Genomic DNA, 25579 nt, shown 5'->3' with positions numbered 1-25579 from the left:
ATCGCTATGAGCCGAGGAAATTTATTATTCTCGGGAATAGAGGTCTTGCAATGAAAAGACTGTTTGCCACATGGGCCGTGGTGATATGCGCCATGTTCTTTGCATTCGTGGAAACCGCGCAAGCGCAGCAAAATTCGGTCTGGATTCAGATCGCAGCGCACCCTTCACGCGCAGATGCTGAAGCACGCGCACGTGACTTTGCATCACAACTGCCAGATGTAGCGGGCTTCTCGCTGGGCGCAGGCTGGTTCGGAGTGGTCCTGGGCCCCTACACACGCCCGGATGCTGAACGGATCTTGCAGGTCTATCGCCGCGAAGGATCCATTCCAAGAGACAGCTTTATTGCTTTCTCTCGCAATCTGCGGGCCCAATTCTTCCCGGTGGGCCCCGTTCAAAACACCGCACCTGTTGTCGCGCCTGCGCCCACAGAAGTGCCTGCAGTTGAGGAACCGATTGCTCAAACCCCGGAGCCCGCACCAGCGGCGTTGCCTGATGAAACGGTTTCCGAGGCACGGCGCAGCGAAAGCCGCCTCACCCGCGCTGAACGTGAAGCCCTGCAGATCGCCATGAAAGCACAAGGGTTTTACACCTCCACCATCGATGGCGCTTTCGGACGCGGCACCCGTCGCTCCATGGCAGATTGGCAAGCCGCAAACCGGTTTGAGCCCACAGGCGTTTTGACAACCCTGCAGCGTCAGACCTTGCTGGATCAATATAACGCCCCGCTGATTTCAGTTGGCATGCAGCGTATCGAGGATGCTCCGTCAGGGATCGCACTGGACCTTCCCGCCAAAGAGGTGGCGTTTGATAGCTATGAATCCCCTTTTGTGCAATACAAAAGCCTGACCGATCTGGGCGCGCGTGTGTTCCTGATCAGCCAACCCGGCGATCAGCGCACCCTGCACGGGCTTTATGATATCATGCAGACGCTTGAAGTGATCCCGCTGGACGGGGAGCGCAAGCGCAACGCCAATGATTTCACCATCGAAGGCCGCGGCAAGGGCATGGTGACCTACACCCAAGCCACCCTGCGCAACGGTCAGATCAAAGGCTTTACGCTGATCTGGCCGGAAGGCGACGAAGAACGCCGCAGCCGCGTGCTGACAGCCATGCAAACCAGCTTTACCCGTCTGGATGGCGTGCTTGATCCTGCAGCGGGTGCCGATGCGCCACAGAATGTAGATTTATTGGCCGGCCTGCAGATCCGCCGCCCCCGCCTGTCGCATTCTGGTTTCTTTGTCGATGACAGAGGCACCGTCATCACCACCTCTGACGTGGTCGCCAGCTGCTCTCGCATTACGCTGGATCATGATTACGAGGCCGAAATTCTGCTGAATGACGCAGCCAACGGTTTGGCGGTCTTAGCTGCAAAAGATGCGCTTGCCCCCATCGCCGTGGCGGAATTGGCGACAACGACACCTCGCCTGCAGTCTGATGTTGCGGTCTCTGGGTTTTCGTATCAGGGCGTTCTTGGCGCACCCAGCCTGACTTGGGGCGTGCTCAGCGACCTCAAAAGCCTTGATGGCAACGAAGGCGTCGCACGCCTCGCCCTTGCGCCGCAAGATGGTGATGCAGGCGGCCCCGTGATTAACAACACAGGTGCGGTGATCGGAATGCTCTTACCAAACCGCATCGGAAATCAACAACTGCCCGACGGGGTCAGCTTTGCCGTCAACGCGGATGCTCTGCGCCTCGCCCTGAACAGCGTAGACCGCCGCCCCTTGGCCAGCGCCGCAGAACAAAGCGTTCCAAACGAAGCCCTTGTGCGCGCAACAAGCGGTATGACCGTTCTGGTCAGCTGCTGGGAATAACAGCTGCCGCCATCAAACAGAAAAGCCCGCCTCTGTGTAATGCAGAGGCGGGCTTTTTTCTTCGAACCAACCGTTCGATCAATAGGGCGCGATCTGTCCATCCCAAGTGTGAAAACACCCCGTGCTTTGCAAGGACAGCAGATCAAATTCCGAAATCAATCCCGCCGCTGAATCCTGCACAGACACATCTCCTTCTGGGCCGCCCATGTCGGTGCGCACCCAACCAGGGTGATAGATCCCAACAGCGATCCCCTCAGACTGCAAATCTGTTGCCAGATTACGGCCCAAATTCAAAACCGCAGCTTTGGATGCCCGATATGCGTAGCTTCCCCCCGGAGCGCGCGCATGGCTCGCCATCTGCGATGAGAGAATTGCAATTTTGGGCTGCTCCGCCAGTTTCAGATTGGGCATTAAAGCCTGCACCGTCAGAAAGGCTCCAGTGACATTTGTCGCCAGCGTTTTGGTCCAGATTTCAGCGCTGAAATCTGCAAAGGGGGTACCTTTGTCCAGATAAACACCGGCATTACAGACCACCAGATCCACAGGCCGCCCTTTAAGGTGCGCAGCAAATCGCGCTTGCTGTCCCGGATCGGTCACATCCAGACGCGTATCTGCCGAGTGATCGCGCGACGTTGCCGTGACCTCATGGCCCGCCTCCCGCAGCTGTTGTGTCAGTTCTTTCCCAATGCCGCGGCTTGCGCCGGTAATCACAACATGCATGCTTTTCGCCTTTAAATATGTATGCGCTAATTTGTCTTACGTTTCGGAGTAAAGGGAAGCGGTAAAACCGGTACCCCATCTTCAATCAAGTCTTTTGCGTCTTCAAGCTTGGCTTCGCCATAAATCGCACGCTCAGGCGCCTCGCCCAAATGCATGGCGCGCGCCTCAGTCGCGAAGTCTTCGCCAACATAATCAGAATTGGCCTCAACGGATTTGCGCAAATCTTTCAGCGCCTGTTGCATCTCTTCGCTTGGCGCAGCTGGCGGCGGTGTTTCAGCGGCCACTGCGGGCACCGATGGTTCAGGATCGCCAAGCCCAGAAACCGCTTTGCGGCCCGGACGCACGCGCGGTGCCATAATCGCTTTTTCGACATTCGCATCGCCGCAAATTGCACAGGTCACATGACCTGCAGCGGCAAGCTTGTCAAAAGCGACGGCCGATTGAAACCAGCTTTCAAAGCGGTGGCCCTTGGCACATTTCAGCACGTATTGAATCATTCGTTTCCTCTTAACAGATCACAGGGTTACGGATCACCTGCCAGAAGATCAAGAGGTCAACAGATATTCAGACTTTCAAAGCCCTGCGATCTTGTTTCACCGCGCAACTTAGCCCGCAGTCAAAACATCCTGAAGCTGCAAGCGCAAAGCCTCTTCACTCTGGTCACACACCGTCGCAAGCCTGCGCACGCCAAAATGCACCCGTGCCATATTTTGATAATACCCCGTAAAGATATAATTGGCAGAGGCTCCCGCAGCGCCGCCCAAAACAGGCACTGCTTGCGCGGCCAGTTTCTGCCCCAAAACCATGCCCAGCTTGGGCGCCACCTGTGCGATGAGTTTCTGCAAACCTGTGCCCGTCAACGACAGCCGCGTCATCAGAAAATCCGTATCCGTCTGACCCGTGTCTGCAAAGGGGCCAGACGCCCCAAAAACCTGTATCGTATCAAACAGCACGCTTTCCGAGGTCACATCAAACCCCTGCCGTGCAGCCTCACTTTGGATGCTGCGCAGCAAAAACGCGGTGGTCACAGGCAGTTCCGCCAAGGTGCCGGGCAGGCCTGTCGCCCCACCAGCCGCGCCCAGCGCCGCACCGATCAAACGGTTCACCTGCGCACTTGGACGCGGCAAATAGCGATCACTTTGCGCGGTATTACGCACCGCTAACCACAAAGCCGCCTCAGTCGCAGATGCCAGATTGTTGCGCACAGGTCTGGGCAAACGTGCAAGCAACGTTTCAGCCCCGCCGCCAAGCCTATTCAAAAACCGCATAGCAGAGCCTGATGCAGCCCGCTGGCATGTCGCCAATTGTTTCAGTTCCGCCTCGATCTCAGCCGCCGTCAAAAGGGGCGCAGGCGCAAGAATTTCGCTCATGTGACCTCCATTTACATAGACTAGATCAGCATGAAGAGCATAAATTTCAACTGCCCCAGCGTATAACCTGTCCAGAAACACCCTTCCAGCCATCTGGTCTTAGATCAAGTCCCAGCACCCGGTCTGGGTTGGTTGGGGGCGGCATTTCAACCCCATTCAGGCGCTCAAATCCAAAGCGCTGATAATAGGGCGCATCCCCCACAAGCATCACCCGTGCCCAGCCGCTGTCTTGGGCCTGTGCCAGACTATCCCGGATCAACGATCCCCCCAGCCCCTCCCCCTGGCGGGTGGGGTGCACCGCAACAGGGCCAAGTAAAAGCGCATCCCAGCGGGCCTGCACGCCGTTGATATGAACAGGCCAAAAACGAATTGCGCCGCCCAATATGCCATCAGGATCACGCGCAACCTGGCTCAATCCCGTGACAGGTGGCACATCATCGCGCAAGCGATAAGACGACAGCGCCTCTCGCCCCGGTGCAAAGCACAGATCATAAAGGGCCTCGACCTCCCACCGATCCTCTGGTTGCTCTGCCCTGAGTTCCAACACGTTTTTGCCCCTTCTTACCTTGGGTGGCTGGTCATCGCCCTATCACGCACATAAGTGTGGGGCAAATGCCTAGGAGACACAGTGATGTTTTACAATCCCAAGGACGGCCACGGCCTGCCCCATAATCCCTTTAGCGCCATTGTCAGCCCGCGCCCCATTGGATGGATTTCCACTCGCGCAACCGACGGGATCAACAATCTGGCCCCCTATTCTTTTTTTAACGCAGTGGCTTATGAACCACCGCAGGTGATGTTTGCCTCAACCTCCACCAAAGAAGATCAAGATGGCACCAAGGACAGTGTGGCCAATATTCTGGCAACCGAAGTCTTCTGCGTAAATATCGTCGAATACGCGATGCGTGACGCAATGAACGCAACCTCTGCCAACTTGGGCAAAGAGGTGGACGAATTTGCCCATGCCGGACTTGAACTGGCCGATTGCTCCAACATCAACTGCGCACGCGTGGCTCAAGCCCCGGCGGCCCTAGAGTGTAAACTCACACAGGTGGTCTCACTCCCTGGAGCGCACAACCGCGTGGTGTTTGGCGAAGTCATCGGCGTGCATCTGCGCGATGATTGCATTGTAGAGGGGCGCTTTGACGTCACCAAATACACCCCCCTCGCACGACTGGGCTATCGCGACTACACATCGGTCGAAAAGCTCTTTGCTCTGGAGCGGCCTGAATAACCCCTTCCGCCCGTCCGCCCGTCCTTCACGCCGCCCCATTGGTTCAATGTCATACCAGTGCATCGAAATAAAAAAGGCCGGAGTAATTACTCCGGCCTGTTCATTTTAATGCCCACCAAGGATCCCGGTTTTGACGCTGTAATCTACTGCAACGCCGTATTCAGGATCATCGTCGCTATCGACCACCAGATGGCCTGCATTGGTCAGCAGTTGATGGCAATCGCGGGTCAGGTGGCGCAGGATCAGGGCTTTCCCAACCGCTTCATATTTGCCAGCCACAGCTTCAATCGCCTGCAGAGCGGATTGGTCCACAACACGGCTGCGGGCAAAATCCACGATCACCTTGTCCGGGTCGCCTGCCACATCAAACAACTCCACAAACCCTTCGGTGGAACCAAAGAACAGCGGACCTTCGATTTCATAAACCTTCGCGCCCGCTTCCGTTTCAGACTCGCGGGTGATCGCGTGAATGCGGCGCGCATTGTTCCACGCATAGGCCAGCGCCGAAACGATCACACCAACCACAACCGCAATCGCCAGATCTTCGGCCACGGTCACGGCTGTCACCAACACGATCACAAAAGCATCGGTGCGCGGCACTTTGGTCATGATCTTAAAAGAATTCCACGCAAAGGTGCCGATCACCACCATGAACATCACCCCCACCAATGCGGCCAGCGGGATTTGTTCAATCAGCGGTGAGGCCACAACGATAAACAGCAACAGAAACAAAGCCGCCGCAATCCCCGCAATCCGGGTGCGCCCACCGGATTTCACGTTGATCATCGATTGCCCAATCATCGCACAGCCGCCCATGCCACCAAAGAAACCGGTCACAATGTTTGACGCCCCCTGCGCGATACATTCCTGGCTTGCGCCACCGCGCTTGCCGGTAATTTCGCCCACAAGGTTCAGCGTCAGCAGGCTCTCGATCAGGCCAATCGCCGCCAAAATCACCGCATAAGGCAGAATGATCTGCAAGGTTTCAACGTTCAGCGGCACCAAAGGCACATGGAACGCAGGCAAGCCCCCCTCGATCGAGGCCATATCCCCAACCCGCGGCACATCAATGCCAAAGACAATCACCAGAACGGCCACAATCCCAATCCCGGCCAAAGGCGCAGGGATCACTTTGGTCAGCTTCGGCGTGCCCCAGATGATCAGCATCGTCAGACCCACCAGCGCCAGCATCGTCACCAGCTGCGGCCCCGCCAGCCATGCGCCCCCCCCGGCACCATGGCCGGTGTTCACAATGGTATCGGGATCTTTAAACTGCGTCAGCTGCGCCAGAAAAATCACAATCGCCAGACCGTTCACAAAGCCCAGCATCACCGAATGCGGCACAAGGCGGATAAATTTCCCCCAATGCAGCGCCCCCGCGATCACCTGCAGAATGCCCATCAACACCACTGTGGCAAACAGATACTCCACCCCGTGTTCGGCAACCAGCGCCACCATCACAACGGCCAAAGCCCCCGTCGCACCCGAAATCATGCCGGGACGTCCGCCAATCACGGCGGTGATCAATCCCACCAGAAAGGCCGCATAAAGCCCCACCAACGGGTGCACCCCGGCCACAAAGGCAAAGGCCACCGCCTCGGGCACCAGCGCCAGGGCCACGGTCAGGCCCGACAGCACTTCGGTGCGCAGGCGGCCCACAGACCAGCCCTCATCCTGCATGATTGACAGGTTCGGCGGAGATATTCGATTGGCCAACAGGCCCAAAGCGGCGCGTTTCATCAGGGATACCCGTAAAGTTCGCAAAGACAAGAGAAAGAGGTTGCCCCGCCCCTACCCCAATTTCACAGGTGGAGCAAGGAACCCCGCACCCCACCAAGAAACAGCGCCCCAAAAGCGACGCCAAAACCACCATCTTGCCAGCCCCGCGCCGCCGTTTCATAGTCTCCCTATTGATTAAAGGAGCATTTGCGTGCGCTATTCCAGCTGGAAACAGATCAAAGATGCCACCCCAGCAGAGCGAAAGCTGAAAGACTGCGCAGAAGCGGGCGAGCCTTGCGAACTTGGCCCTCACGATAAAATCCCGCGAGAGCCTACAGATTGGGCAAAGCCGGACGAAAACCGCCACATCCGCGCCGATGTCCTGCGGTTTCTGATCCTGTCAGACACCACCACCGAAAAAGGCATAATGATTGAAGGCGGCTATATCAGCGATGCACTCGACCTGAGTGATTGCACCATACCTCGCAAATGCATGTTTTTCGGGTGCCGGTTTGAAGGCCCACTCTTTCTTACACGCTCTACCATAGAGAGCGACTTACGTATATCAAACAGCGCACTATACAATGTTGACGCCGCAGGCAGTCGCATCGCTGGACAGCTAGATTTCGGTGGCACACAATTTTTGGCGACAGAGATACCTGCGCTTAATCTCCAACATGCTGAAGTCAAAGAAAGTGTCTTGTTAACCAACACAAGTTTCACCTCAGCTGCCATTTTGGCCGGAATCAAAATCGGCGGGCAACTCGATTTTTCTCGCGCAACCTTTATGATCTCAAGAGCCCCCCCGAACTATCTGTTCTCAGGAGACACCGCACTGACACTCGAACGCGCCGAAGTAAAAGAAAGCGCTTTCTTCAACTGCATAAGTTTGACAGCGACGGCAAATTTAAGCGGCATCCGTATTGGGGGGCAATTGGATTGCACCGGCGCTGCATTCCTCGCCAAGACGGACGTCGCCCTATTCATGCGCAATGCAAAGGTCCAATCAGAACTTATAATCAAGGATCTGGAAGAAGTTAACGGTTTGATCGACCTATCGGCAACTTATGCTGGATCGTTGACAGACGACCAAAACAGCTGGCCTTCGAATAAGAAGTTGATCCTTGATGGTTTTACCTATGATCGAATTATAGGAGCCACCGATGCAAAAAACCGTCTGGACTGGCTAGCCAAAGGAGATCGCTGCTCCCCTCAAGACGACGAAGAAAACGAAGACGAGAGGTTTTTCCCCCAACCCTATAAACAGCTCGCCAAGGTCTTGCATAATATGGGGCATGAGGCAGATGCGCGGGAGGTTTTGTTTACCTTGGAACAAAAACTCTCAATCGAACGTCGAAACGCGCTGCAGCAAGACATCAAAACCCTACGCCAGACCGCGCCAAAAACAGGTTTGGATATTGCACGTCTCCTCATCCTTGGAATGGAGCGTGGCAAGGACTGGCTTTTACGCTCTATCATTGGCTATGGCTACAAACCCTTTCGCAGCCTTGCCGCGCTCGTATTGCTCGTCTGCCTGTTTTGGCTCTTTACCCTTGCGGCATGGCACACGGGCGGCTTTGCTCCCAATTCCGGCGTCATCCTGACCAGCCCGGATTGGACCGCCCTTGGCACCGATCATCCCAATGCAGCCGCAGCATGGGCAGCACTCGCCCCCGCTGGACAGGATTGGGAGAGCTTCGGCAGCTTTGCCTATGCGCTGGACGTGGTGATCCCAATTATTGAATTTGGCCAAACAGACGCTTGGGCCCCCTCCACCAGTCGCGGTCTGGCCGGTACAATCCTATGGTGGGCCCGCTGGCCTTTCACCATCGCTGGCTGGATCGTCACCGCTCTGGGGGCAGCGGCGCTCACCGGGGTGATCCAACGGAAATAGCCTCCTTTTGTGCGGGTGCATCGCCGGTGTACAGGGGGTGCATCGGGGGTGTACGGATGTCACCCCCGGTTTTTGGCTAAAAACACCCCCTTCACCGGGTTCGCCTCTTGCCAAATGTGCCGCGCCTTGGCCTTATCCGCGCAAACCCCGCAGGAGATAAAACCATGACCAAAGACACCATGATCGCCGTCATCGGCGGCTCGGGACTTTATGAAATTGACGGGCTGGAAGACACCAAATGGGTGGATGTTCAAACCCCTTGGGGGGCGCCCTCGGATCAGATCCTTACAGGGCGTTTGAACGGCGTCAAAATGGCCTTTCTGCCCCGCCATGGACGCGGCCATGTCCACGCCCCAACCGAGGTGCCCTACCGCGCCAATATCGACGCGCTGAAACGACTTGGCGTCACGGATGTGTTCTCGGTCTCGGCCTGTGGCTCCTTTCGCGAAGAGATGGAACCGGGGCATTTTGTCATTGTAGATCAATTCATTGACCGCACATTCGCGCGCGAAAAAAGCTTTTTTGGCACCGGCTGCGTCGCCCATGTGAGCGTCGCACACCCAACCTGTGATCGCCTGTCTGATGCCGCCGAAACCGCGGCCCGCGACGCAGGCATCACCGTGCACCGGGGTGGCACCTATTTGTGTATGGAAGGGCCGCAGTTTTCCTCGATTGCCGAAAGCAAAATGTACCGCGAAAGCTGGGGCTGTGATGTCATTGGCATGACCAATATGCCCGAAGCCAAACTGGCCCGCGAGGCGGAGCTGTGTTACGCTTCGGTTGCGATGGTCACCGATTTTGACAGCTGGCACCCCGATCATGGCGCGGTGGAGATCACCGATATCATCGCCACCCTGCAAGGCAACTCCACCAACGCCCGCAACATGCTCCGCCGCCTCCCCGATCTTTTGGGCGCATCCCGCGAAGATTGCCCGCAAGGCTGTGATAAAGCACTGGAATTTGCCATTATGACAGCTCCAGAAAAGCGCGACCCTTCGCTGGTGGCCAAGCTGGATGCGGTTGCAGGCCGGGTACTGAGCTAGGCAAACCCACCGGAGGTCAGATATTCCTGACCTCCCTTTTTTACACCACTGTGCCATGCTGCATGGGGTCTGTCCCGATCTCAAAATAGGTCAAAAATGCGCTTATACGGTATTGATGTTGCGCGGTTCCTTGCCTTTTGCGGTATGGTCTTGGTCAATTTCCGGCTGGTCGCCGAAATGCCAGAAGCGCAAGATCTGTCCAGCTGGCTGGGTGCCGTACTCGAAGGGCGCGCCGCTGGTCTTTTTGTAATCCTTGCAGGTTTGGGTCTGGCACTGGGCACACCTGCTCCGTCAGTCGTGGTGCGACGCGGGTTGGTTTTGATTGGTTTTGGAAGCCTCAACCTATTGATATTTGAGGCAGATATACTGCATTATTACGGGCTGTTTTTTCTGATTGCCCTGCCCTTTCTTGGCTTGTCCTCGCGCGCGCTGATCCTCAGCTGTGCCCTGATCCTTGCTCTCAGCTTCACGCTGCAGCTCACGCTCAACTACGATGCGAATTGGAACTGGGAGACGTTGACCTACAGCAACTTCTGGACCGTTCAGGGGCTTTTACGCCACAGCCTGTTTAATGGCTGGCATCCGGTTCTGCCCTGGATCTGTTTTCTGCTGTTTGGCCTGTGGCTGGGCCGTTTGCCGCTGGCCCGCGCCTCGGTTCAGGTACAACTGATCCTTTGGGGGAGCCTGACAACGGTATTGACGCTCATGCCTGTGCGCTTTGCAACAGATCCTGAGATCATTTTCCTCCTGCAGACCGCGCCTATCCCACCTGTGCCGTTTTACGTATTATCTGCAATGGGCAGCGGAGCAGCGGTTCTGGGGCTCGCGCTCTGGATCACCCCACGTCTGCCGCAAGCTGTCATCAATCCAATGGTGCACACCGGACGACAGACGCTGACGCTTTACATTACGCATATCTTGTTGGGCATGGGGTTAATGGAGGAATGGGGCTGGCTTAACAGTCCGCCAAGTTCAGACAAAATGGTGACATATAGCTTTGTATTTTGCGGGTTTTGTGTCCTATATGCTGTGATTTGGGCGCGATTTATGAAGCGCGGACCATTTGAAGCGCTCATGCGGTTTGCAAGCGGTACCGGGATTGCACAAAAGTCTCGTCAGACCAATTGACGCGGCGCATCAGCTCTGGCTTGGTAAACTGTCTGTTTGTTCTGGAGCCTTGTTCATGGATTTCAATCTTTGGTTGGCCTTTGTCGCCGCCTCCATCGCCCTTCTGATTATTCCCGGCCCAACTGTTTTGCTGGTGCTAAGTTATGCGCTGTCCAAAGGACGTCAGGTCGCTGTGGCTTCAGCCTTGGGGGTTGCAACCGGCGATTTGATTGCGATGAGCGCATCCCTTGCCGGCCTCGGCGCGTTGGTCCTAGCCTCTGCAACAGTGTTTTCAGTACTGAAATGGTTGGGGGCCGCCTATCTGCTCTATCTGGGCGTGAAACTCTGGCGGAGTGCAAAAGATGCGCAGGGATTAACTGCGCTCAGCACTGGCGCCGACATCCAAGCGCGTGGCGTCTTTGGCCATACGGCGGTGGTGACAGCGCTCAACCCTAAATCCATCGCGTTTTTCATTGCCTTTGTTCCGCAATTCCTGCGCCCAGAACAGCCGTTGGTGCCACAGTTTGTGATATTAACCACAACATTTGTGGGACTGGCTGGTGCAAATGCACTGCTTTATGCGCTGTTGGCGGATCATCTGCGTGCCCGCATTGCCCGGCCAAAAATCATTGCCGGGCTCACCCGTCTGGGAGGCGCGGCACTGGTTGCGATGGGTCTTGCAACTGCAGTGCTACGCCGCCCTGTTTAGGGCAACGCGCAAAACAGTCTCTCCCCTTGCAAGTATAGCGAAATTCGCCAATATCGGCTTTTGGGTTCTGGCCATATTTAGGCCAGAACCCATGGACCGATCCTGTCAGATCTTATGAGAACCAAAGCCATGCCCAAAAAGCCCGACGTCAAAGATTATATCCGCACCATCGTGGACTTTCCTCATGAAGGGATCATGTTTCGCGATGTCACCACGCTGTTTGAAGATCCGCGCGGCTTTCGCATGGCGATCGACCAGATGTTGCACCCCTATGCGGGTGAGCAGATTGATAAGGTTGTCGGGCTGGAGGCGCGTGGCTTTATCCTTGGGGGTGCCATTGCCCACCAGTTGAGTGTAGGTTTTGTGCCGATCCGCAAAAAAGGCAAATTGCCCGGCACCACCATCAGCGAGGAATACAAGCTGGAGTACGGCGAGGCGATTGTTGAAATCCACGATGATGCGATCAAACCGGGTGAAAAGGTTCTGGTGGTGGATGATCTGCTGGCCACGGGCGGCACGGCGGGTGCCGGCATCAAGCTGATCCAGCGTCTGGGCGGCGATATCATATCATGCGCGTTTATTGTGGATCTACCAGAACTGGGCGGGCGCAAACTGCTGGAAGCACAGGGCATGGACGTGCATGTCTTGTGTGAATTCGAAGGGCTTTGAGCCTGTCACAGGCCTCTTTCAAGCGGATCCAAAAAGGTGAGAAAACCGGTGCATCCGTGCGCCGGTAACCTCTTTTGACATCACGTCAGATCACAAGGGATCACGAAAATTTGAATTGAATTTAAGCTTATCGCCAGCTTAGCCCGAGACCGGCAAGCGTCAAACGCTGCTTGGCGGAAAGCCGCCAGATCCAGAGCACAAAGCACTGCGTAACTCTCCCACAATGTCAGATCGGCATTGGTTCAACTCTATGGGAGAGACATTATGACCGCATTTCGTACCCGCTTGCTGACCACTGTTGCTGCAACTCTTGTGGCGGGCGCTGCCTTTGCGGGCGGACAGGCCAAAGACATCGTCGGTACCGCCAAAGCCGCAGGTGATTTTGGCACGCTTCTGGCCGCGGCGGAAGCTGCAGGACTGGTAGACACGCTGAAAGGGGATGGACCTTTCACAGTATTTGCGCCCACCGATGCGGCCTTTGCTGCACTGCCAGAGGGCACAGTTGAAAGCCTGCTAAAGCCGGAAAACAAAGACCAACTGGTGTCAATCCTCACCTATCATGTGGTCCCGGGTAAGGTGATGTCAGGTGATCTGGTCGACGATATGAAAGCTGCAACCGTACAGGGATCATCCATCACAATTGATCTGGATGATGGCGTGAAAGTTAACTCAGCCTCGGTCACTGCGGCTGACATCGAAGCGAAAAACGGCGTGATCCATGTGATTGATCAGGTGATTTTGCCTTGATCTGACGGGTGGGTCTTATCCCGCGCGCAACACCGCGCCGGGGTTGAGAATGCCGTGTGGATCCAGCGCCTGTTTTATGGCGCGCATGGCGGCCAGTTTGACCGGGTCGCCATAGCGCTCCAGCTCTCCAACCTTCAGGCGTCCCACCCCATGTTCTGCGCTAAACGATCCCTCGCAATCGGCGACCAGATCATGGACCACACGACTGATTTCACCCCGCAGGGGGGCGTAGTCATCCCGGCTGCGCCCTTTTGCGGGGAACACGTTGTAATGCAGATTGCCGTCGCCCAGATGGCCGAAACAGTTGATCCGCATATCGCCCAGTTTTGCCAAAGCCATCCCTGCCCGTGTGATAAAGTCAGGGATCAGCGATATCGGCACTGAAATATCGTGGCTGGCAATGGAGCCCACGTGTTTGTTCGCCTCAGGGATGTGTTCACGCAGAGACCAGATCTCTTGCGATTGGGTCAAAGATTGCGCAATTACGCCGTCGCTCACAAGGTCACGCTCCATCGCCTGTTCAAACAGGGTGATAAGATCCGACTCGGGGTCGCGTCCTTCGGGCAGGCCAAGGTCCAACAGGACACACCATTCAGGCGCAGTGTCAAAGGGTTGGCGGATGTCTGGCAAATGGTCTGCGACAAACTGCAGGCCTTGTTTGTGGATCAATTCAAAGGCGCTGATACCTTCGCCAATCAGATCCCGTGCCAGCGCCAAAAGATCAATCGCGGCCTCTGGTGAAGGCACTACCAACAGGGCTGTGCCCTGATGGCGCGGGCGCGGTGCAAGTTTCAGCGCGGCTGCGGTGATAACACCAAGCGTGCCTTCGGAGCCTATCAGAAGATTGCGTAGATCATAGCCAGTGTTGTCTTTGCGTAGGCGGGTCAGACCATTCCAGATCTCACCATTTGGCAGCACCGCTTCCAGTCCCAGACAAAGGTCGCGGGTATTGCCATAGCGCAGGACATTCACGCCGCCCGCGTTGGTCGCCAGATTGCCGCCGATCTGCGCCGTGCCTTCCGCAGCCAGTGACAGTGGGAACAATCGGTCTGCGCCCTCAGCTGCGGCTTGGACATCCGCCAGAATCGCGCCAGCCTCCACGATCAGGACATTTTCCTGCGGGTATATCCCGCGAATGGCCTTCATACGTCCTAAGCTCAGCAACAGCGGCAACGGTCCCTCACTGCTGACCTGCCCGCCAACCAGTCCTGTCCCACCGCCATAAGGAACAACGGGCACGCGCGCGTGGTGGGCGCGGCGCAGAATACTGGAAACCTCTTGTACAGAGCGCGGCAAGGCAATTGCTGCCGCTTGCCCCTGATGGCGCCCGCGGGGTTCTTCCAGATAGCGTGGTTCAGGCTGGCGCAGGCTGTCAGCAGGAAGATCAGCCGCAAGAGCTTCTAGGAAGGCGGAGGAGGCAGCGTTCAGATGTGTCATGCCTTTGCATGGCGTCTGAGCGCTGATTTGACAAGAGATTTCAGCTTGTCCTGCCCCCGGCGTCAGGCCTGCCCCGCCATCGTGCGACCACGGCGATCATGGCGCAACGCGGCATAAAGCACATGGGTGCGCCAACGCCCGTTGATCTGCAGATAAGACTGCGCGACGCCTTCATATTTGAAATTCGAGCTTTCCAGCAAACCACGAGATGCGGTGTTTTCTGGCAAACAGGCAGCTTCAATCCGGCTGAGGTCCAGTTTGGTAAAGGCGTGGTGCAACACAGCCCCAATGGCTTCACGCATATAGCCCTGACGGGCAAAGGGCAGCCCTGTCCAATAGCCAATTGTGCCGGCCTGGGCGGGACCGCGGCGAATATTATCGAGGGTCAAAGCCCCGACGATGGCCTGATCTGTACGTCGTAACAAAAACAGCGGGATCGCCGTGCCAGCCCCCACCGAGCGCTGCGCCCAATAGACCCGGTTGGAAAAGGCTTTGCGGCTGAGATGATCTGCCGCCCAGCTGGGCTCCCATTGGGTGAGATGTTCCTGACTGTGCAGTCGCAGGGCCGCCCATTCGCGAAAATCGGAATGGGTCGGCAACCGAAGCGTCAGGCGTTCAGTTTCCAGACGGACCTTACGACGAGAGAGTAGCATCACGCGGCGCGGCGCTCCTGTAGTTTGGTCAGATCCGGTGCCCCCGCAATGGGACCATAGAGCGCCAGCGCTGCGGGGGCCTGAACCGCATATTGTGCTGCAATATCGCGCACATCCTGCGTGGAGACCGCATCAATCTTAGCAATCGTATCTTCCAGTGATGGCACGTGGTCCCAGACCTGAACCAGACGCGCCAGACGTTCAGCCCGGTTGGACGGGCTTTCAAGCCCCATCAACATGCCTGCTTTCATCTGGGCACGCGCACGCGCAACCTCTTGATCCGTCATATCATCCGCTGCGCGTTTCAACTCATCAATGGCGACCGTTGCCAACTCACCCATCTGTTCACCAGAGGTGCCTGCATAGATCGTCAGCGCGCCGGTATCGGCATAGGCACCCGCCTGCGAAAAGATCGTATAACACAAGCCACGCTTTTCGCGAATTTCCTGAAACAAACGGGACGACATGCCGCCGCCCATGGCGCTGGCATAAATCTGCGCCGTGTAAATTGCATCATCACGGTAACCGGGGCTTTCCAGAGCCAGGGCAAAATGCGCCTGTTCCAGCGCCTTGTCCTCACGAACTTCACCACCGGTAAAGCGCGCCACATCCATCACCGCATTCGGTTTTGCAGACATGCCGCCAAAGAGGCTTTCTGCCAGCTTTACGATCTCATCATGATCAATACCGCCTGCGGCGGAGAGGATCATTTGCGATGGGCCGTAATGTTCCGCGATAAAACCTGCAAGGTCAGCCTGCGTAAAGGATTTTACCCGTTCTGCAGGACCCAGAATGCTGCGACCAATGGGCTGATCACGGTAGCATTGCTCTTGCAACCAATCAAAGATCACATCATCGGGCGTATCCAGCGCTTGCCCAATTTCCTGCAAGATCACATTGCGTTCAACCTCGATTTCACGCGGATCAAGCACAGAATTTTGCAGAATGTCGGCGATCACTTCCATCGCAAGGCCAGTATCCTCTTTCAGGACACGCGCGTAATAAGCGGTCACTTCACGCGAGGTATAGGCATTGATGTAGCCGCCCACATCTTCGATGCTTTCCGCGATTTGCAAAGCAGAGCGAGTTTTGGTGCCCTTAAACGCCATATGTTCAAGGAAATGTGCGATACCATTTTGCGCGGCGCGTTCATTGCGCGCGCCTGCCGCAACCCAGATGCCAATGGATGCGGACTGCAGCCCCGGCATCTGTTCGGTTACGATGCGAAACCCGTTTGCGAGCCTGTGTTGTTGAACGGTCACTGAGCGATGGTCTTTCTGATATGAGCTTCGAGGGCAGAGAGATCATTTGTGATCTCGGTCAACTGTTCAGGACGATCGTAAAGATCTGCCATGCGTGCCGGCAGATCTGGGTGAACATTCGCAGCCTCTTTCACAGCGGCGGGGAATTTTGCCGGATGCGCCGTGGCCAGCGTGACCATTGGGGTGTCGTTTGTGCGATGTTCGTTTGCAACTTTCACCCCCACAGCCCCATGAGGACACAAAAGCTCACCCGAGGCGGCCAGTTCAGATTTGATGGTCGCCATGGTTTCGGCCTCAGATGCGCGGCCAGACACATATGTTTCCGTCAAAGCCTGCATCGCGCCTTGAGAGACCTCAAAACCGCCCTGCTTCAGCTCTTCCATCAATTGAGCGACTGCCTTGCCATCCTGGCCATAGGCATAGAACAAAGCCCGTTCAAAATTGGACGAGACCTGAATATCCATCGATGGCGAGATCGAGGGGATGGTATCGCCCTTGTGGTACCCCTGCCCGCTGAGGCAGCGGTGTAGAATATCGTTTTGGTTGGTCGCCACCACCAGCTGATCAATTGGCAGGCCCATTTGTTTGGCAATAAAACCTGCAAAAATATCACCAAAGTTACCCGTGGGCACGGTGAACGAGATCTTGCGATCAGGTGCACCAAGGCTGACAGCGGAGGTGAAGTAATACACCACCTGCGCCAGAACACGGGCAAAGTTGATGGAATTCACACCGGCCAGTTTCACCTCATCGCGGAAGGTGAAATCGTTGAACATATCTTTCAGGCGGGCCTGACAATCATCAAAATCGCCATGCACGGCAAGCGCGTGGACATTTGCGGCTGAGGGTGTCGTCATCTGGCGGCGCTGTACCTCGGAGACACGGCCATGGGGATACATGATAAAGACATTGACCGCATCCAAGCCGCCAAAGGCCTCCATCGCAGCCGACCCCGTATCCCCTGAGGTTGCGCCAACAATTGTTACAGTTTCTCCGCGGCGTTTCAGCGCCACCTGGAACAACTGACCAATCAATTGCATCGCAAAATCTTTGAACGCCAAAGTCGGGCCATGGAACAGTTCCAGCAGGAAATGATTGGGTGCAAGCTGTTTCAGCGGTGCTTTCGCGACATGGTCAAAGCCATCATAGGCGCGGGCGATGATATCGCGGAACTCCTCATCCGTGAAACTGTCACCAACAAAGGGGCGCATCACGCGAAAGGCGACCTCTTCATAAGACAGGCCGCGCAGCGCTGCGATGTCATCCCGGCTCATCTGGGGGATCTCTGCAGGCACATAAAGACCGCCATCACGGGCAAGTCCGGTCAGCATGGCCTCTTCAAATGTCAGTTCTGGCGCCTGACCACGGGTTGAGATGTATTTCATCACGTTGAACCTTTGGAAGTGGCGCGCGTGCGCCATAGAAAATAGGCAGTCATTGCGGCCCAGATGAAGGCCAGCGAAAACCAGGTGAGTGCATATTGCAAGTGATCATTCGCAATCCCGTCGATCCCCACGGGAGTAAGGCGCAGGCCTGACGCAGGGTCAGTGCGTTGAATGACCAAAATCGGATCTGTTTGTAAGGTCTCGGCCATGGGCACCACATCGCGCGCATACCAGACATTGGTGCCGGTATCGGGTGTTGGCGTAAAGCTGTCGACTTCAACCGGCCAATGCAGATTGCCAATCAATTTTGCAGCGCCAAGCGGGCGATCCATGCGCTTGTTGCGCGTGGGCACAAAACCGCGTTCGACCATAATACGCCGCCCGTCATCGGTTTGGAACGCCGCAATAATGCGATAACCCGGCCCCGGCCCTTTGATCGAGGTAATCACATGGATTTCGCCCGGTTCAAAGTGACCGCTGATTTCAACAGGTCGGTATTTATCAGCTTCTGGATCTGGTGTGTGTGGCAGCGGGGTCGGAGCGGCCGCGATTTTGGCCTCGATCTCAGCCAGGATACCTTCTTTCCACGCTAGGCGCTGGAGTTGCCAGACCCCAAGCGAGAGCAGGATCACAAGACCCAGCCCGCTGGTCAGCAGAAAGAAGAACGTGCGCCGCATATGGCCTCTCATACAGTGCAAAAGCGCGCAGGACTTATCCCCGCGCGCTCTGCTAAATACGCTGTGTCTTTGGCTTTGGAAACCACAAAGATGTGCGGGTTACATTGCCTCGGATTGCATCATTGGCTTAGTGAACCGGTGCGCCCCAGATGTAAACGGCGACGAACAGGAACAACCAGACAACGTCAACAAAGTGCCAGTACCAAGCTGCCATTTCAAAGCCAATGTGCTGTTCTTGATTCATTTCACCTTTCATCGCACGGATCAGGCAGACAGTCAGGAAGATCGTACCGATGATCACGTGGAAACCGTGAAAGCCCGTCGCCATGAAGAAGTTTGAGTAATACTCATCTCCACCAAAGGTCCAATCTTCGTGTGCGATCAGCTCATAGTATTCAAAGGCCTGCAGGAAAGTGAAAAAGACGCCAAGCGCGATACCAATTGAGAGGCCTTGGATCAGCGCTTTGCGGTCGTTGTTGTGCACCAGCGCGTGGTGTGCCCAGGTTACAGCACAACCAGACAGCAGCAGAACCAGCGTGTTTATCAAAGGCAGTTCAAATGCGTTCACCGCGTGGATTGCAGGGGCCACATATTCTGTGCCTGCATAAGTCTCCATTGGGTAGATCGCATGTTTGAAGAACGACCAGAACCACGCAAAAAAGAACATCACTTCGGACATCACAAAGAGGATGAAACCATAGCGCAGACCAATCCGTACAACGGGTGTATGATCGCCGATTTTGCTTTCCTGATTGCATTCACGCCACCAGCAGTAAGCCGTGAAAATAACCAGAGCAAAGCCACCCCAGAACATTGCAGATGTCACATCAGACATCCACAACACCGCTCCGAACAGCATAATGAAGGTGCCCACCGAGGCCAACAATGGCCAGATCGACGGGGGCAAAATATGAAAATCGTGGTTTTTAGCATGCGCCATGTCAGTGTCCCTCACCTAGCGGCCTAGTTCGTGTTTGTGTCTGCGTTTGTCTCAAGAGTAGCAATCTCTTCAGGCAGATCAATCTCATAGAAAGTGTACGAAAGTGTGATCGTATGCACATATTTTGCGTCCCGGTCTGTTACCAGTTCCGGATCGACAAAGAAGGTAACGGGCATTTGCACCCGCTCCCCCGGTTGCAGCACCTGCTCGGTAAAGCAGAAGCAGTCAATCTTTTCAAAGAAACCACCCGCCTCATAGGGTGTCACGTTATAGGCCGCCTGACCTGCAACGGGACGATCCGTGGGGTTATAAGCTTCATAAAAGGCAAGACCGGTTTCGCCGATGCGCAGCTCCATCTCGCGTACAACTGGGGTAAACTCCCACGGCATACCGCGTTCTTTGGAAGCGTCAAAGCGCACTTTGATGGTCTGATCGAGGATCTCTTCTGATGCGCCCTCGGCAACACCCGTGACGCCGCCAAATCCGGTGACACGGCAAAACCAGTCATAAAACGGAACAGACGCCCAGGACAGGCCGCCCATCAGCACAACCACGCCCACCAATTGTAGGACCGTTTTCTTAGGACCGTTCATTGCCATCAGTTCTGCTCCGCGAGTTCGCTGGGGAATTGGAATCCGTTTGATGTCACTTTGACCATCGTCAGAGCGAGCACCAGCACAACGAATGCCCCCAGAACCAGACCCAGGCCAACATTTCGACCAAACCGGCGTTTGTGCAGATCGTGTTCCTTGTGAAGTCCCATCTTACCAGCCTCCCAAACCATAGGGTTTCAGCAGTGTCTCAGCCAGAATCGCACCAAAGTGCAGGAAGAGATAGAGCAGTGATAATTTGAAAAAACTACGCTCAACCTTGAAATTATCAGCTTCGCTGTCTGCTTCGGTACGGCGGAAAATCTTCCATGCGCCCATCAGGAACATAGCGTTCAGAACCAATGCGACCGCCAGATACAATGGGCCACCCACGCCAGAAAAGGCGGTTGCAACAGCCAACAGGGCCAACAGCACGGTGTAGGCAAGGATATGACGGCGTGTGGCCCGACGTCCATGTGTCACGGTCAACATTGGTACGCCCGCATCATCGTAATCAGAGCGCATAAACAGTGCCAGTGCCCAGAAGTGAGGCGGCGTCCACATGAAGGTCAGGGCAAACATCAACCAGGGTTCGACGGCCATTGTGCCGGTTGCAGCAATCCAGCCGATGACAGGCGGGAAAGCACCCGCTGCGCCACCAATAACAATGTTTTGCGGCGTCGAGCGTTTGAGCCACATGGTGTAGACCACCACATAGAAGAATATCGTGAAGGCCAGAAACGCACCAGCAAAGACGTTTGTTGCCAATGCGAGCATGATCACCGAAAGGCCAGACAGAGCAAGACCAAAAACCTTGGCCTCTCCTTCTGAGATCTTGCCGGCAGGGATTGGACGGCCCTTGGTGCGTTTCATCACCCGGTCGATATCCGCATCCCACCACATGTTTAGCGCGCCAGAGGCTCCGCCACCGATGGCGATGAACAGAATCGCCGTAAATCCGATGACGGGATGAACCGAAATAGGCGCGGCCAAAAGGCCAACCAATGCCGTAAACACAACAAGAGACATCACCCGCGGTTTCAGCAGGGCAAAGTAATCCCCAAAGCTGGCCTCGTCCTCACGGACAGAGCTGGCATGGATGCTTGCGTCAGTCATTGCGTTTCAGATCTTTCAGTTAGATATGAGGGCCGCATATTGCAGCCCCTCAAGAGATATTCAGGATCGGAAGAGCGGCTCTAAACGCCCCTCTCTTACCTTAGTTAGCAGCGACCTGAAACGGGGTTGGCAGGCTCGCATATTCAGCTTTCGCCTCTTCCAACCAAGCTTCATAGGCTTCTTCGCTCACAACCTTGATGGTGATGGGCATATAGGCATGGTCTTTGCCACAAAGTTCTGAACACTGGCCAAAGTAGATGCCTTCTTTTTCGGCTTTGAACCAAAGCTCTGCCAGACGACCAGGGACACCGTCTTGTTTGACGCCAAAGGCAGGCATCGCCCAAGAGTGAATCACGTCTGCTGCAGTCACTTGCATGACAACAACCTTGTTCACAGGAACAACAACAGCCGTGTCGGTTGCCAGTAGGAATTCGTCTTCATTGTAACCAGCGTTCACCAGTTTGGCGCGCATAGCATCGTCCAGAATATAGGGGGTTTCACCCTTATCTGTATCGACGGTCGCAGGATTGCCCAGCATGTAGCTGTCAAACGCAAAGTCGTGATCGGTGTATTCGTATCCCCAGTACCACTGGTAACCGGTCACTTTGATATTGACTTCACCTTCTGGGATAACCTGCTGACGGAACAATTCAGGTAAAGAGAAGGAGCCAATGAACACCAGAACCAAAATTGGAATAATGGTCCAGGCAATTTCAATCGGAGTATAGTGGCTGAACTTCGACGGTGTCGGGTTCGCGCGGCGGTTAAAGCGGACGATGGCATAGGCCAGAAGCGCGGCAACAAACACACAGATGATGGTGATGATCACCAGAAGCATGTTGTCTAGCTGCTGCAGCTTGCGTGCCAATTCAGTCGCGGGCGGCTGAAAGCCCAATAGGCCATCATGCGGCTTACCAATGGTTTCTAGACCTTCTTGCGCTATAGCTGGAAGGCTTGAAAGGCCAGCGAATAGGCCCGAAAGCGTCAAAGCATTCTTCATATCATGTCCTGATCGGTTGATCGCATCGGTTTGGGGTTTGTTACACTTCGTAGAACCAATGATTCCAAAAAACAAACTTACCCAGTTGTCTTTGTTGCATGTAAAAATCATATTCCTCGCGACAGATAAAGAGGAATGCTTACGTTAAACCGTCGCTTTCTTGATTTATATCAAAAAAACTGGGTGCCATTCATGGATAATATCAATTTTCGACCCTTTGAAACCCAATTGCCCGAACCTGATGCGTTGGCCACTTTGCGCAGCGCATTGGCTGGTGCAGATGATGGTGAGATCTTTGCCGAACGGCGTAAATCAGAGAGTTTAGTCTTTGATGACGGTAGGTTACGCTCTGCGAGTTATGATGCGAGCGAAGGATTTGGCCTACGCGCAATCCGCCAAGACGTCACCGGCTATGCCCATTCCACAGATCTATCGATAGCGGCATTACGTCGCGCCTCGGATACCGTACGCCTTGCGGTGGCAGATGGCGGCGGCACTATGGCAGATGCGCCACAGCCACCGCAGACACGTTTATACACCGACATTGACCCGATCAGCACACAGCCTTTCCAGATCAAAGTGGACACCCTGCGCGAAATCGACAGCTTTGCCCGTGATCTTGATCCACGTGTGGTGCAGGTTTCCGCATCTTTGGCAGCCTCCTTGCAGGAAATAGAAATTTTGCGCGCAGATGGCACTCAACTGCGCGATGTTCGCCCCATGGCACGCCTAAATGTCTCGTTGATTGTAGATGAAAATGGGCGTCGGGAGAGCGGATCAGCAGGTGGTGGTGGTCGTGTTGGCCTAGATGGGCTGATTGACCCTGCAGATTGGAAACCAAAGGTGCAAGAAGCGCTTCGCATTGCTTTGGTCAATCTTACAGCTGTTCCCGCCCCTGCCGGTGTCATGGAGGTGGTGCTTGGCCCGGGATGGCCCGGAATTCTGCTGCACGAAGCCATTGGGCACGGGTTGGAAGGAGACTTTAATCGCAAAGGCTCTTCTGTGTTTGCAGACATGATGGGACAGCGCATCGCCGCCCCCGGCGTTACGGTGCTGGATGATGGTACAATTCCCGATCGTCGCGGCTCTATCACCGTGGATGATGAAGGCACTCCCAGCCAGAAAACGACGCTGATCGAAGATGGCGTTCTAGTTGGCTATATGCAAGACCGCCAAAATGCCCGATTGATGGGGACAACCCCAACAGGAAATGGACGGCGGCAAAGCTATGCCCATGCGCCTATGCCCCGAATGACCAACACTTATATGCTGGGCGGCGGCACCGATCCAGCAGATCTGGTGGCTGATATCAAAGATGGCATCTGGGCTGTCGGGTTTGGCGGGGGACAAGTGGATATCACCAATGGAAAATTTGTGTTCTCCTGTACAGAAGCTTATCGCGTCAAAAATGGCAAAGTTGGTGACCCTGTCAAAGGCGCCACTTTAATAGGAGACGGAGCAACAGCACTGAAACAGATTCGCGCTCTTGGCAATGACATGGCGCTTGACCCCGGCATGGGGAACTGCGGCAAGGCCGGCCAATGGGTTCCCGTCGGCGTTGGACAACCCAGCGTGCTGATGGGAGGTCTCACCGTTGGTGGTGCTGCAACCTAGCCGAAAAGATATCAAAGCTTGTGGATAAATCAGGATAAGCACCAGAAAACCGGTGCTTATTTTGGTATAAAAGTACTCAAACGGTTAAATTTGAGCGCTGGAATAGCAAGCAATTACATCGAAAGTATATGTATTTTTCAATAAAATAACGCAAACCCTCCAATCATTCACCAGCTGTTAACCTTCATTCCGTTAATTCTATTTCTGCAACATGGCGGAGTAACGGATGACCGAAGATACCCCTTCTTCCACTCACCCCCCACTCCCACCCACCACGGAAGATATTCAGTTCTCCTGGCTCCGCCTGTTGCGCTCTCGACGTGTCGGCCCGGTGACGTTTCACCGCCTTCTGGCCGAATATGGCACAGCGCAGAATGCGCTTGCCGCGCTGCCTGAATTGGCACGCACCGCTGGTGTAAAAAGGTATGAAATATGCCCTGAAGGCGCCGTGGAGAACGAACTCCAAGCCGCAAAAGCCGCAAAAGCGCGGCTTTTGTGTGCTGGTTCTCCTGACTATCCTGAAATCTTATCTGATCTCCACGATGCGCCTCCGCTTTTGTGGGCGATTGGCGATGTTGCCTTACTGCACCAGCCAAGCGTGGCGCTGGTGGGCGCGCGAAATGCCTCCTCTTTGGGCTTACGTATGGCCCGCGCGCTTGCCCGCGATCTTGGCGAATCGGGATTTATCACCACCTCCGGTCTGGCGCGCGGTATTGATGCCGCAGCCCATGAAGCAGCGTTAAACGCGGGCACAATTGCCGTTGTCGCAGGCGGTGTTGATGTCATCTACCCGTCAGAACATGCTGACCTGACCAAGAGAATCGCTGAAAGAGGCCTGATTTTATCTGAACAACCCATGGGGCTCGCACCACAGGCGCGTCACTTTCCCAAGCGCAATCGTATTATCGCAGGCCTTGCCCGCGCGTTGATAGTTGTTGAAGCCGCTGCGCGCTCTGGCAGCTTGATCACCGCGCGTGATACGCTTGATCTGGGGCGCGAAGTGCTTGCGGTGCCGGGCCATCCCTTTGATGCCCGGGCTGCGGGGTGCAATATGTTGATCCGTGATGGCGCGACCTTGGTCAGAAATGGCGCTGACGTGCTGGCGGCATTACCCCCCTCAGCACCAAAGCCTCCTAATCCTCAACCACGTTTGGAAGACTTGCCCCCACCGCCCCCCGAACAACGCAACCTGCGCGAGACCCATGCGCTTCATCAGCATATTTTGGCCCGTCTTGGTCCCGCACCGACAGCCGAAGATCAATTGATCCGCGATATTTCAGTGCCCGCGCGCGACATCGCACCGATTCTGACCGAGCTTGAACTGAACGGAGAGATTGATCGTAGCCCCGGCGGACTTCTGAGCCGTCGGATGAAATAGCCCGCTTCAAAGCAGATCAAAATAATTTACGTTCCAATACGTTGCTCGGCATCTTCCAAAGCATTTTCCAAGCCTTCGCTTGTGATATCGTAGATGCGCTCTTCATGTATCAATGTAATGCGCCCGCCCTCTTTCAGAATATCTAATAAAGCCGCCGCAGAATATTCAAGCGCGCACCAACCTTCCCAAGGGGAATTCGCTTCTAAAATCGTACTGTCAGGCAAGCTTAATTTTGCACCTGCCCTAGAGAGCCAAACCTTTGATTTTTCTGCGGGTACAAGGCCTGTAATCGCTATTAAAAGTTCTGCATTAGACTGAAGTCCTCAGGCTAGGACAGTTGTATCCCCATATCCTCCTCGATATCGCAAATAACAACCCAGTTTGCATATTGCTTCACAAGCTCGTAGGGACGTGGCGCCTCTGCCCAAGCAGGAACCGTCACAAAAAGAATGAAAAGCGAAGAAAAAAATCTTTTCATAGCAATAATATAGTCTCGATGAGTTA

The 25579-nt window shown here is 55.2% G+C and carries 26 protein-coding genes; 10 read left to right on the top strand and 16 right to left on the bottom strand.

All coding sequences use genetic code 11. From position 1 onward, the window contains the following. The first annotated feature begins 50 nt into the window (after positions 1-50). On the top strand, positions 51-1811 hold the full coding sequence (locus tag BLP79_RS13215) for a trypsin-like peptidase domain-containing protein (RefSeq protein ID WP_090219676.1): 1761 nt from the start codon (positions 51-53) through the stop codon (positions 1809-1811). Positions 1812-1889: 78 nt separating this feature from the next. On the opposite strand, the gene BLP79_RS13210 is transcribed toward BLP79_RS13215, so the two are convergent. The 4 genes from BLP79_RS13210 to BLP79_RS13195 all read right to left on the bottom strand — a co-directional run bounded on the left by BLP79_RS13210 (position 1890) and on the right by BLP79_RS13195 (position 4448). Then, complete coding sequence (locus tag BLP79_RS13210) at positions 1890-2531, bottom strand: SDR family oxidoreductase (RefSeq protein WP_090219675.1); 642 nt, start codon at positions 2529-2531, stop codon at positions 1890-1892. A 26-nt stretch (positions 2532-2557) separates the two neighbouring features. Continuing rightward, positions 2558-3028, bottom strand: coding sequence for a DUF1178 family protein (locus BLP79_RS13205; RefSeq protein WP_090219673.1), 471 nt, complete (start codon positions 3026-3028; stop codon positions 2558-2560). Positions 3029-3136: 108 nt separating this feature from the next. Then, positions 3137-3901 (bottom strand): EcsC family protein, encoded by a 765-nt coding sequence (locus BLP79_RS13200; protein ID WP_090219672.1) that lies wholly within the window; start codon positions 3899-3901, stop codon positions 3137-3139. Between the two features lie 46 nt (positions 3902-3947). Continuing rightward, positions 3948-4448 (bottom strand): GNAT family N-acetyltransferase, encoded by a 501-nt coding sequence (locus BLP79_RS13195; protein WP_090219670.1) that lies wholly within the window; start codon positions 4446-4448, stop codon positions 3948-3950. An 84-nt stretch (positions 4449-4532) separates the two neighbouring features. Between BLP79_RS13195 and BLP79_RS13190 the strand changes: the two genes are divergently transcribed. Beyond that, positions 4533-5135 carry a flavin reductase family protein gene (locus BLP79_RS13190; RefSeq protein ID WP_090219668.1) on the top strand — a complete coding sequence of 201 codons (603 nt, stop codon included), beginning with the start codon at positions 4533-4535 and terminating at the stop codon, positions 5133-5135. Positions 5136-5240: 105 nt separating this feature from the next. Here BLP79_RS13190 and BLP79_RS13185 read toward each other — a convergent pair whose 3' ends face one another. After that, positions 5241-6875 (bottom strand): SulP family inorganic anion transporter, encoded by a 1635-nt coding sequence (locus BLP79_RS13185; protein WP_090219666.1) that lies wholly within the window; start codon positions 6873-6875, stop codon positions 5241-5243. 190 nt (positions 6876-7065) lie between these two features. Between BLP79_RS13185 and BLP79_RS13180 the strand changes: the two genes are divergently transcribed. From BLP79_RS13180 to BLP79_RS13155, 6 genes are all read left to right on the top strand, one after another. Next, the gene (locus BLP79_RS13180) at positions 7066-8748 is read left to right on the top strand and encodes a pentapeptide repeat-containing protein (RefSeq protein ID WP_090219664.1); all 1683 of its coding nucleotides are present in this window, start codon (positions 7066-7068) and stop codon (positions 8746-8748) included. A gap of 164 nt (positions 8749-8912) precedes the next feature. Beyond that, complete coding sequence (locus BLP79_RS13175) at positions 8913-9791, top strand: S-methyl-5'-thioadenosine phosphorylase (RefSeq protein ID WP_090219663.1); 879 nt, start codon at positions 8913-8915, stop codon at positions 9789-9791. A gap of 96 nt (positions 9792-9887) precedes the next feature. Further along, positions 9888-10919: a DUF418 domain-containing protein gene (locus tag BLP79_RS13170; protein ID WP_090219661.1), complete on the top strand. Its 1032-nt coding sequence runs from the start codon at positions 9888-9890 to the stop codon at positions 10917-10919. 55 nt (positions 10920-10974) lie between these two features. Beyond that, on the top strand, positions 10975-11607 hold the full coding sequence (locus BLP79_RS13165; RefSeq protein WP_090219660.1) for a LysE family translocator: 633 nt from the start codon (positions 10975-10977) through the stop codon (positions 11605-11607). Positions 11608-11736: 129 nt separating this feature from the next. Further along, positions 11737-12276 carry an adenine phosphoribosyltransferase gene (locus tag BLP79_RS13160; RefSeq protein ID WP_090219658.1) on the top strand — a complete coding sequence of 180 codons (540 nt, stop codon included), beginning with the start codon at positions 11737-11739 and terminating at the stop codon, positions 12274-12276. Between the two features lie 264 nt (positions 12277-12540). Then, a complete protein-coding gene (locus tag BLP79_RS13155) occupies positions 12541-13023 on the top strand; it encodes a fasciclin domain-containing protein (RefSeq protein ID WP_090219656.1) in 483 nt (160 codons plus the stop codon). Between the two features lie 15 nt (positions 13024-13038). Here the strand turns inward: BLP79_RS13155 and BLP79_RS13150 are convergent, their stop codons facing one another. From BLP79_RS13150 to coxB, 10 genes are all read right to left on the bottom strand, one after another. Continuing rightward, entirely contained in the window at positions 13039-14460 is a 1422-nt protein-coding gene (locus tag BLP79_RS13150; RefSeq protein WP_090219654.1) for an FAD-binding oxidoreductase, read from the bottom strand. A gap of 62 nt (positions 14461-14522) precedes the next feature. Beyond that, on the bottom strand, positions 14523-15113 hold the full coding sequence (locus BLP79_RS13145) for a GNAT family N-acetyltransferase (RefSeq protein WP_090219653.1): 591 nt from the start codon (positions 15111-15113) through the stop codon (positions 14523-14525). Beyond that, positions 15113-16375 carry a M16 family metallopeptidase gene (locus BLP79_RS13140; protein ID WP_090219651.1) on the bottom strand — a complete coding sequence of 421 codons (1263 nt, stop codon included), beginning with the start codon at positions 16373-16375 and terminating at the stop codon, positions 15113-15115. Before BLP79_RS13140 ends, BLP79_RS13145 begins: the two co-directional genes overlap by 1 nt. Continuing rightward, positions 16372-17760, bottom strand: coding sequence for a threonine synthase (gene thrC / locus BLP79_RS13135; protein ID WP_090219650.1), 1389 nt, complete (start codon positions 17758-17760; stop codon positions 16372-16374). The genes BLP79_RS13140 and thrC overlap by 4 nt, the downstream gene beginning before the upstream one ends. Continuing rightward, positions 17760-18437, bottom strand: a complete 678-nt coding sequence (locus tag BLP79_RS13130; protein WP_090219648.1) for an SURF1 family protein — start codon at positions 18435-18437, stop codon at positions 17760-17762. The genes thrC and BLP79_RS13130 overlap by 1 nt, the downstream gene beginning before the upstream one ends. Before the next feature lie 127 nt (positions 18438-18564). Then, positions 18565-19377, bottom strand: a complete 813-nt coding sequence (locus BLP79_RS13125) for a cytochrome c oxidase subunit 3 (protein WP_090219646.1) — start codon at positions 19375-19377, stop codon at positions 18565-18567. A 23-nt stretch (positions 19378-19400) separates the two neighbouring features. After that, positions 19401-19976, bottom strand: coding sequence for a cytochrome c oxidase assembly protein (locus tag BLP79_RS13120; RefSeq protein ID WP_090219645.1), 576 nt, complete (start codon positions 19974-19976; stop codon positions 19401-19403). Next, positions 19976-20140, bottom strand: a complete 165-nt coding sequence (locus BLP79_RS13115) for a cytochrome C oxidase assembly protein (protein ID WP_090219643.1) — start codon at positions 20138-20140, stop codon at positions 19976-19978. Before BLP79_RS13115 ends, BLP79_RS13120 begins: the two co-directional genes overlap by 1 nt. Before the next feature lies 1 nt (position 20141). Next, a complete protein-coding gene (gene cyoE / locus BLP79_RS13110) occupies positions 20142-21083 on the bottom strand; it encodes a heme o synthase (RefSeq protein ID WP_090219642.1) in 942 nt (313 codons plus the stop codon). A 100-nt stretch (positions 21084-21183) separates the two neighbouring features. After that, complete coding sequence (coxB, locus tag BLP79_RS13105) at positions 21184-22083, bottom strand: cytochrome c oxidase subunit II (RefSeq protein ID WP_090219856.1); 900 nt, start codon at positions 22081-22083, stop codon at positions 21184-21186. 192 nt (positions 22084-22275) lie between these two features. Here coxB and tldD point away from each other — a divergent pair, with 192 nt between their 5' ends. Together tldD and dprA are read left to right on the top strand one after the other, a co-directional pair. After that, positions 22276-23697 carry a metalloprotease TldD gene (tldD, locus tag BLP79_RS13100; protein WP_090219855.1) on the top strand — a complete coding sequence of 474 codons (1422 nt, stop codon included), beginning with the start codon at positions 22276-22278 and terminating at the stop codon, positions 23695-23697. 226 nt (positions 23698-23923) lie between these two features. After that, positions 23924-25075, top strand: coding sequence for a DNA-processing protein DprA (gene dprA, locus BLP79_RS13095; protein WP_090219640.1), 1152 nt, complete (start codon positions 23924-23926; stop codon positions 25073-25075). A gap of 26 nt (positions 25076-25101) precedes the next feature. Here the strand turns inward: dprA and BLP79_RS13090 are convergent, their stop codons facing one another. Continuing rightward, complete coding sequence (locus tag BLP79_RS13090) at positions 25102-25299, bottom strand: hypothetical protein (protein ID WP_090219639.1); 198 nt, start codon at positions 25297-25299, stop codon at positions 25102-25104. Positions 25300-25579: the final 280 nt, after the last annotated feature.

The organism is Epibacterium ulvae, assembly GCF_900102795.1.
Taxonomy (GTDB): Bacteria; Pseudomonadota; Alphaproteobacteria; order Rhodobacterales; family Rhodobacteraceae; genus Epibacterium; species Epibacterium ulvae.
This window is presented reverse-complemented; position numbering and strand designations above follow the sequence as displayed.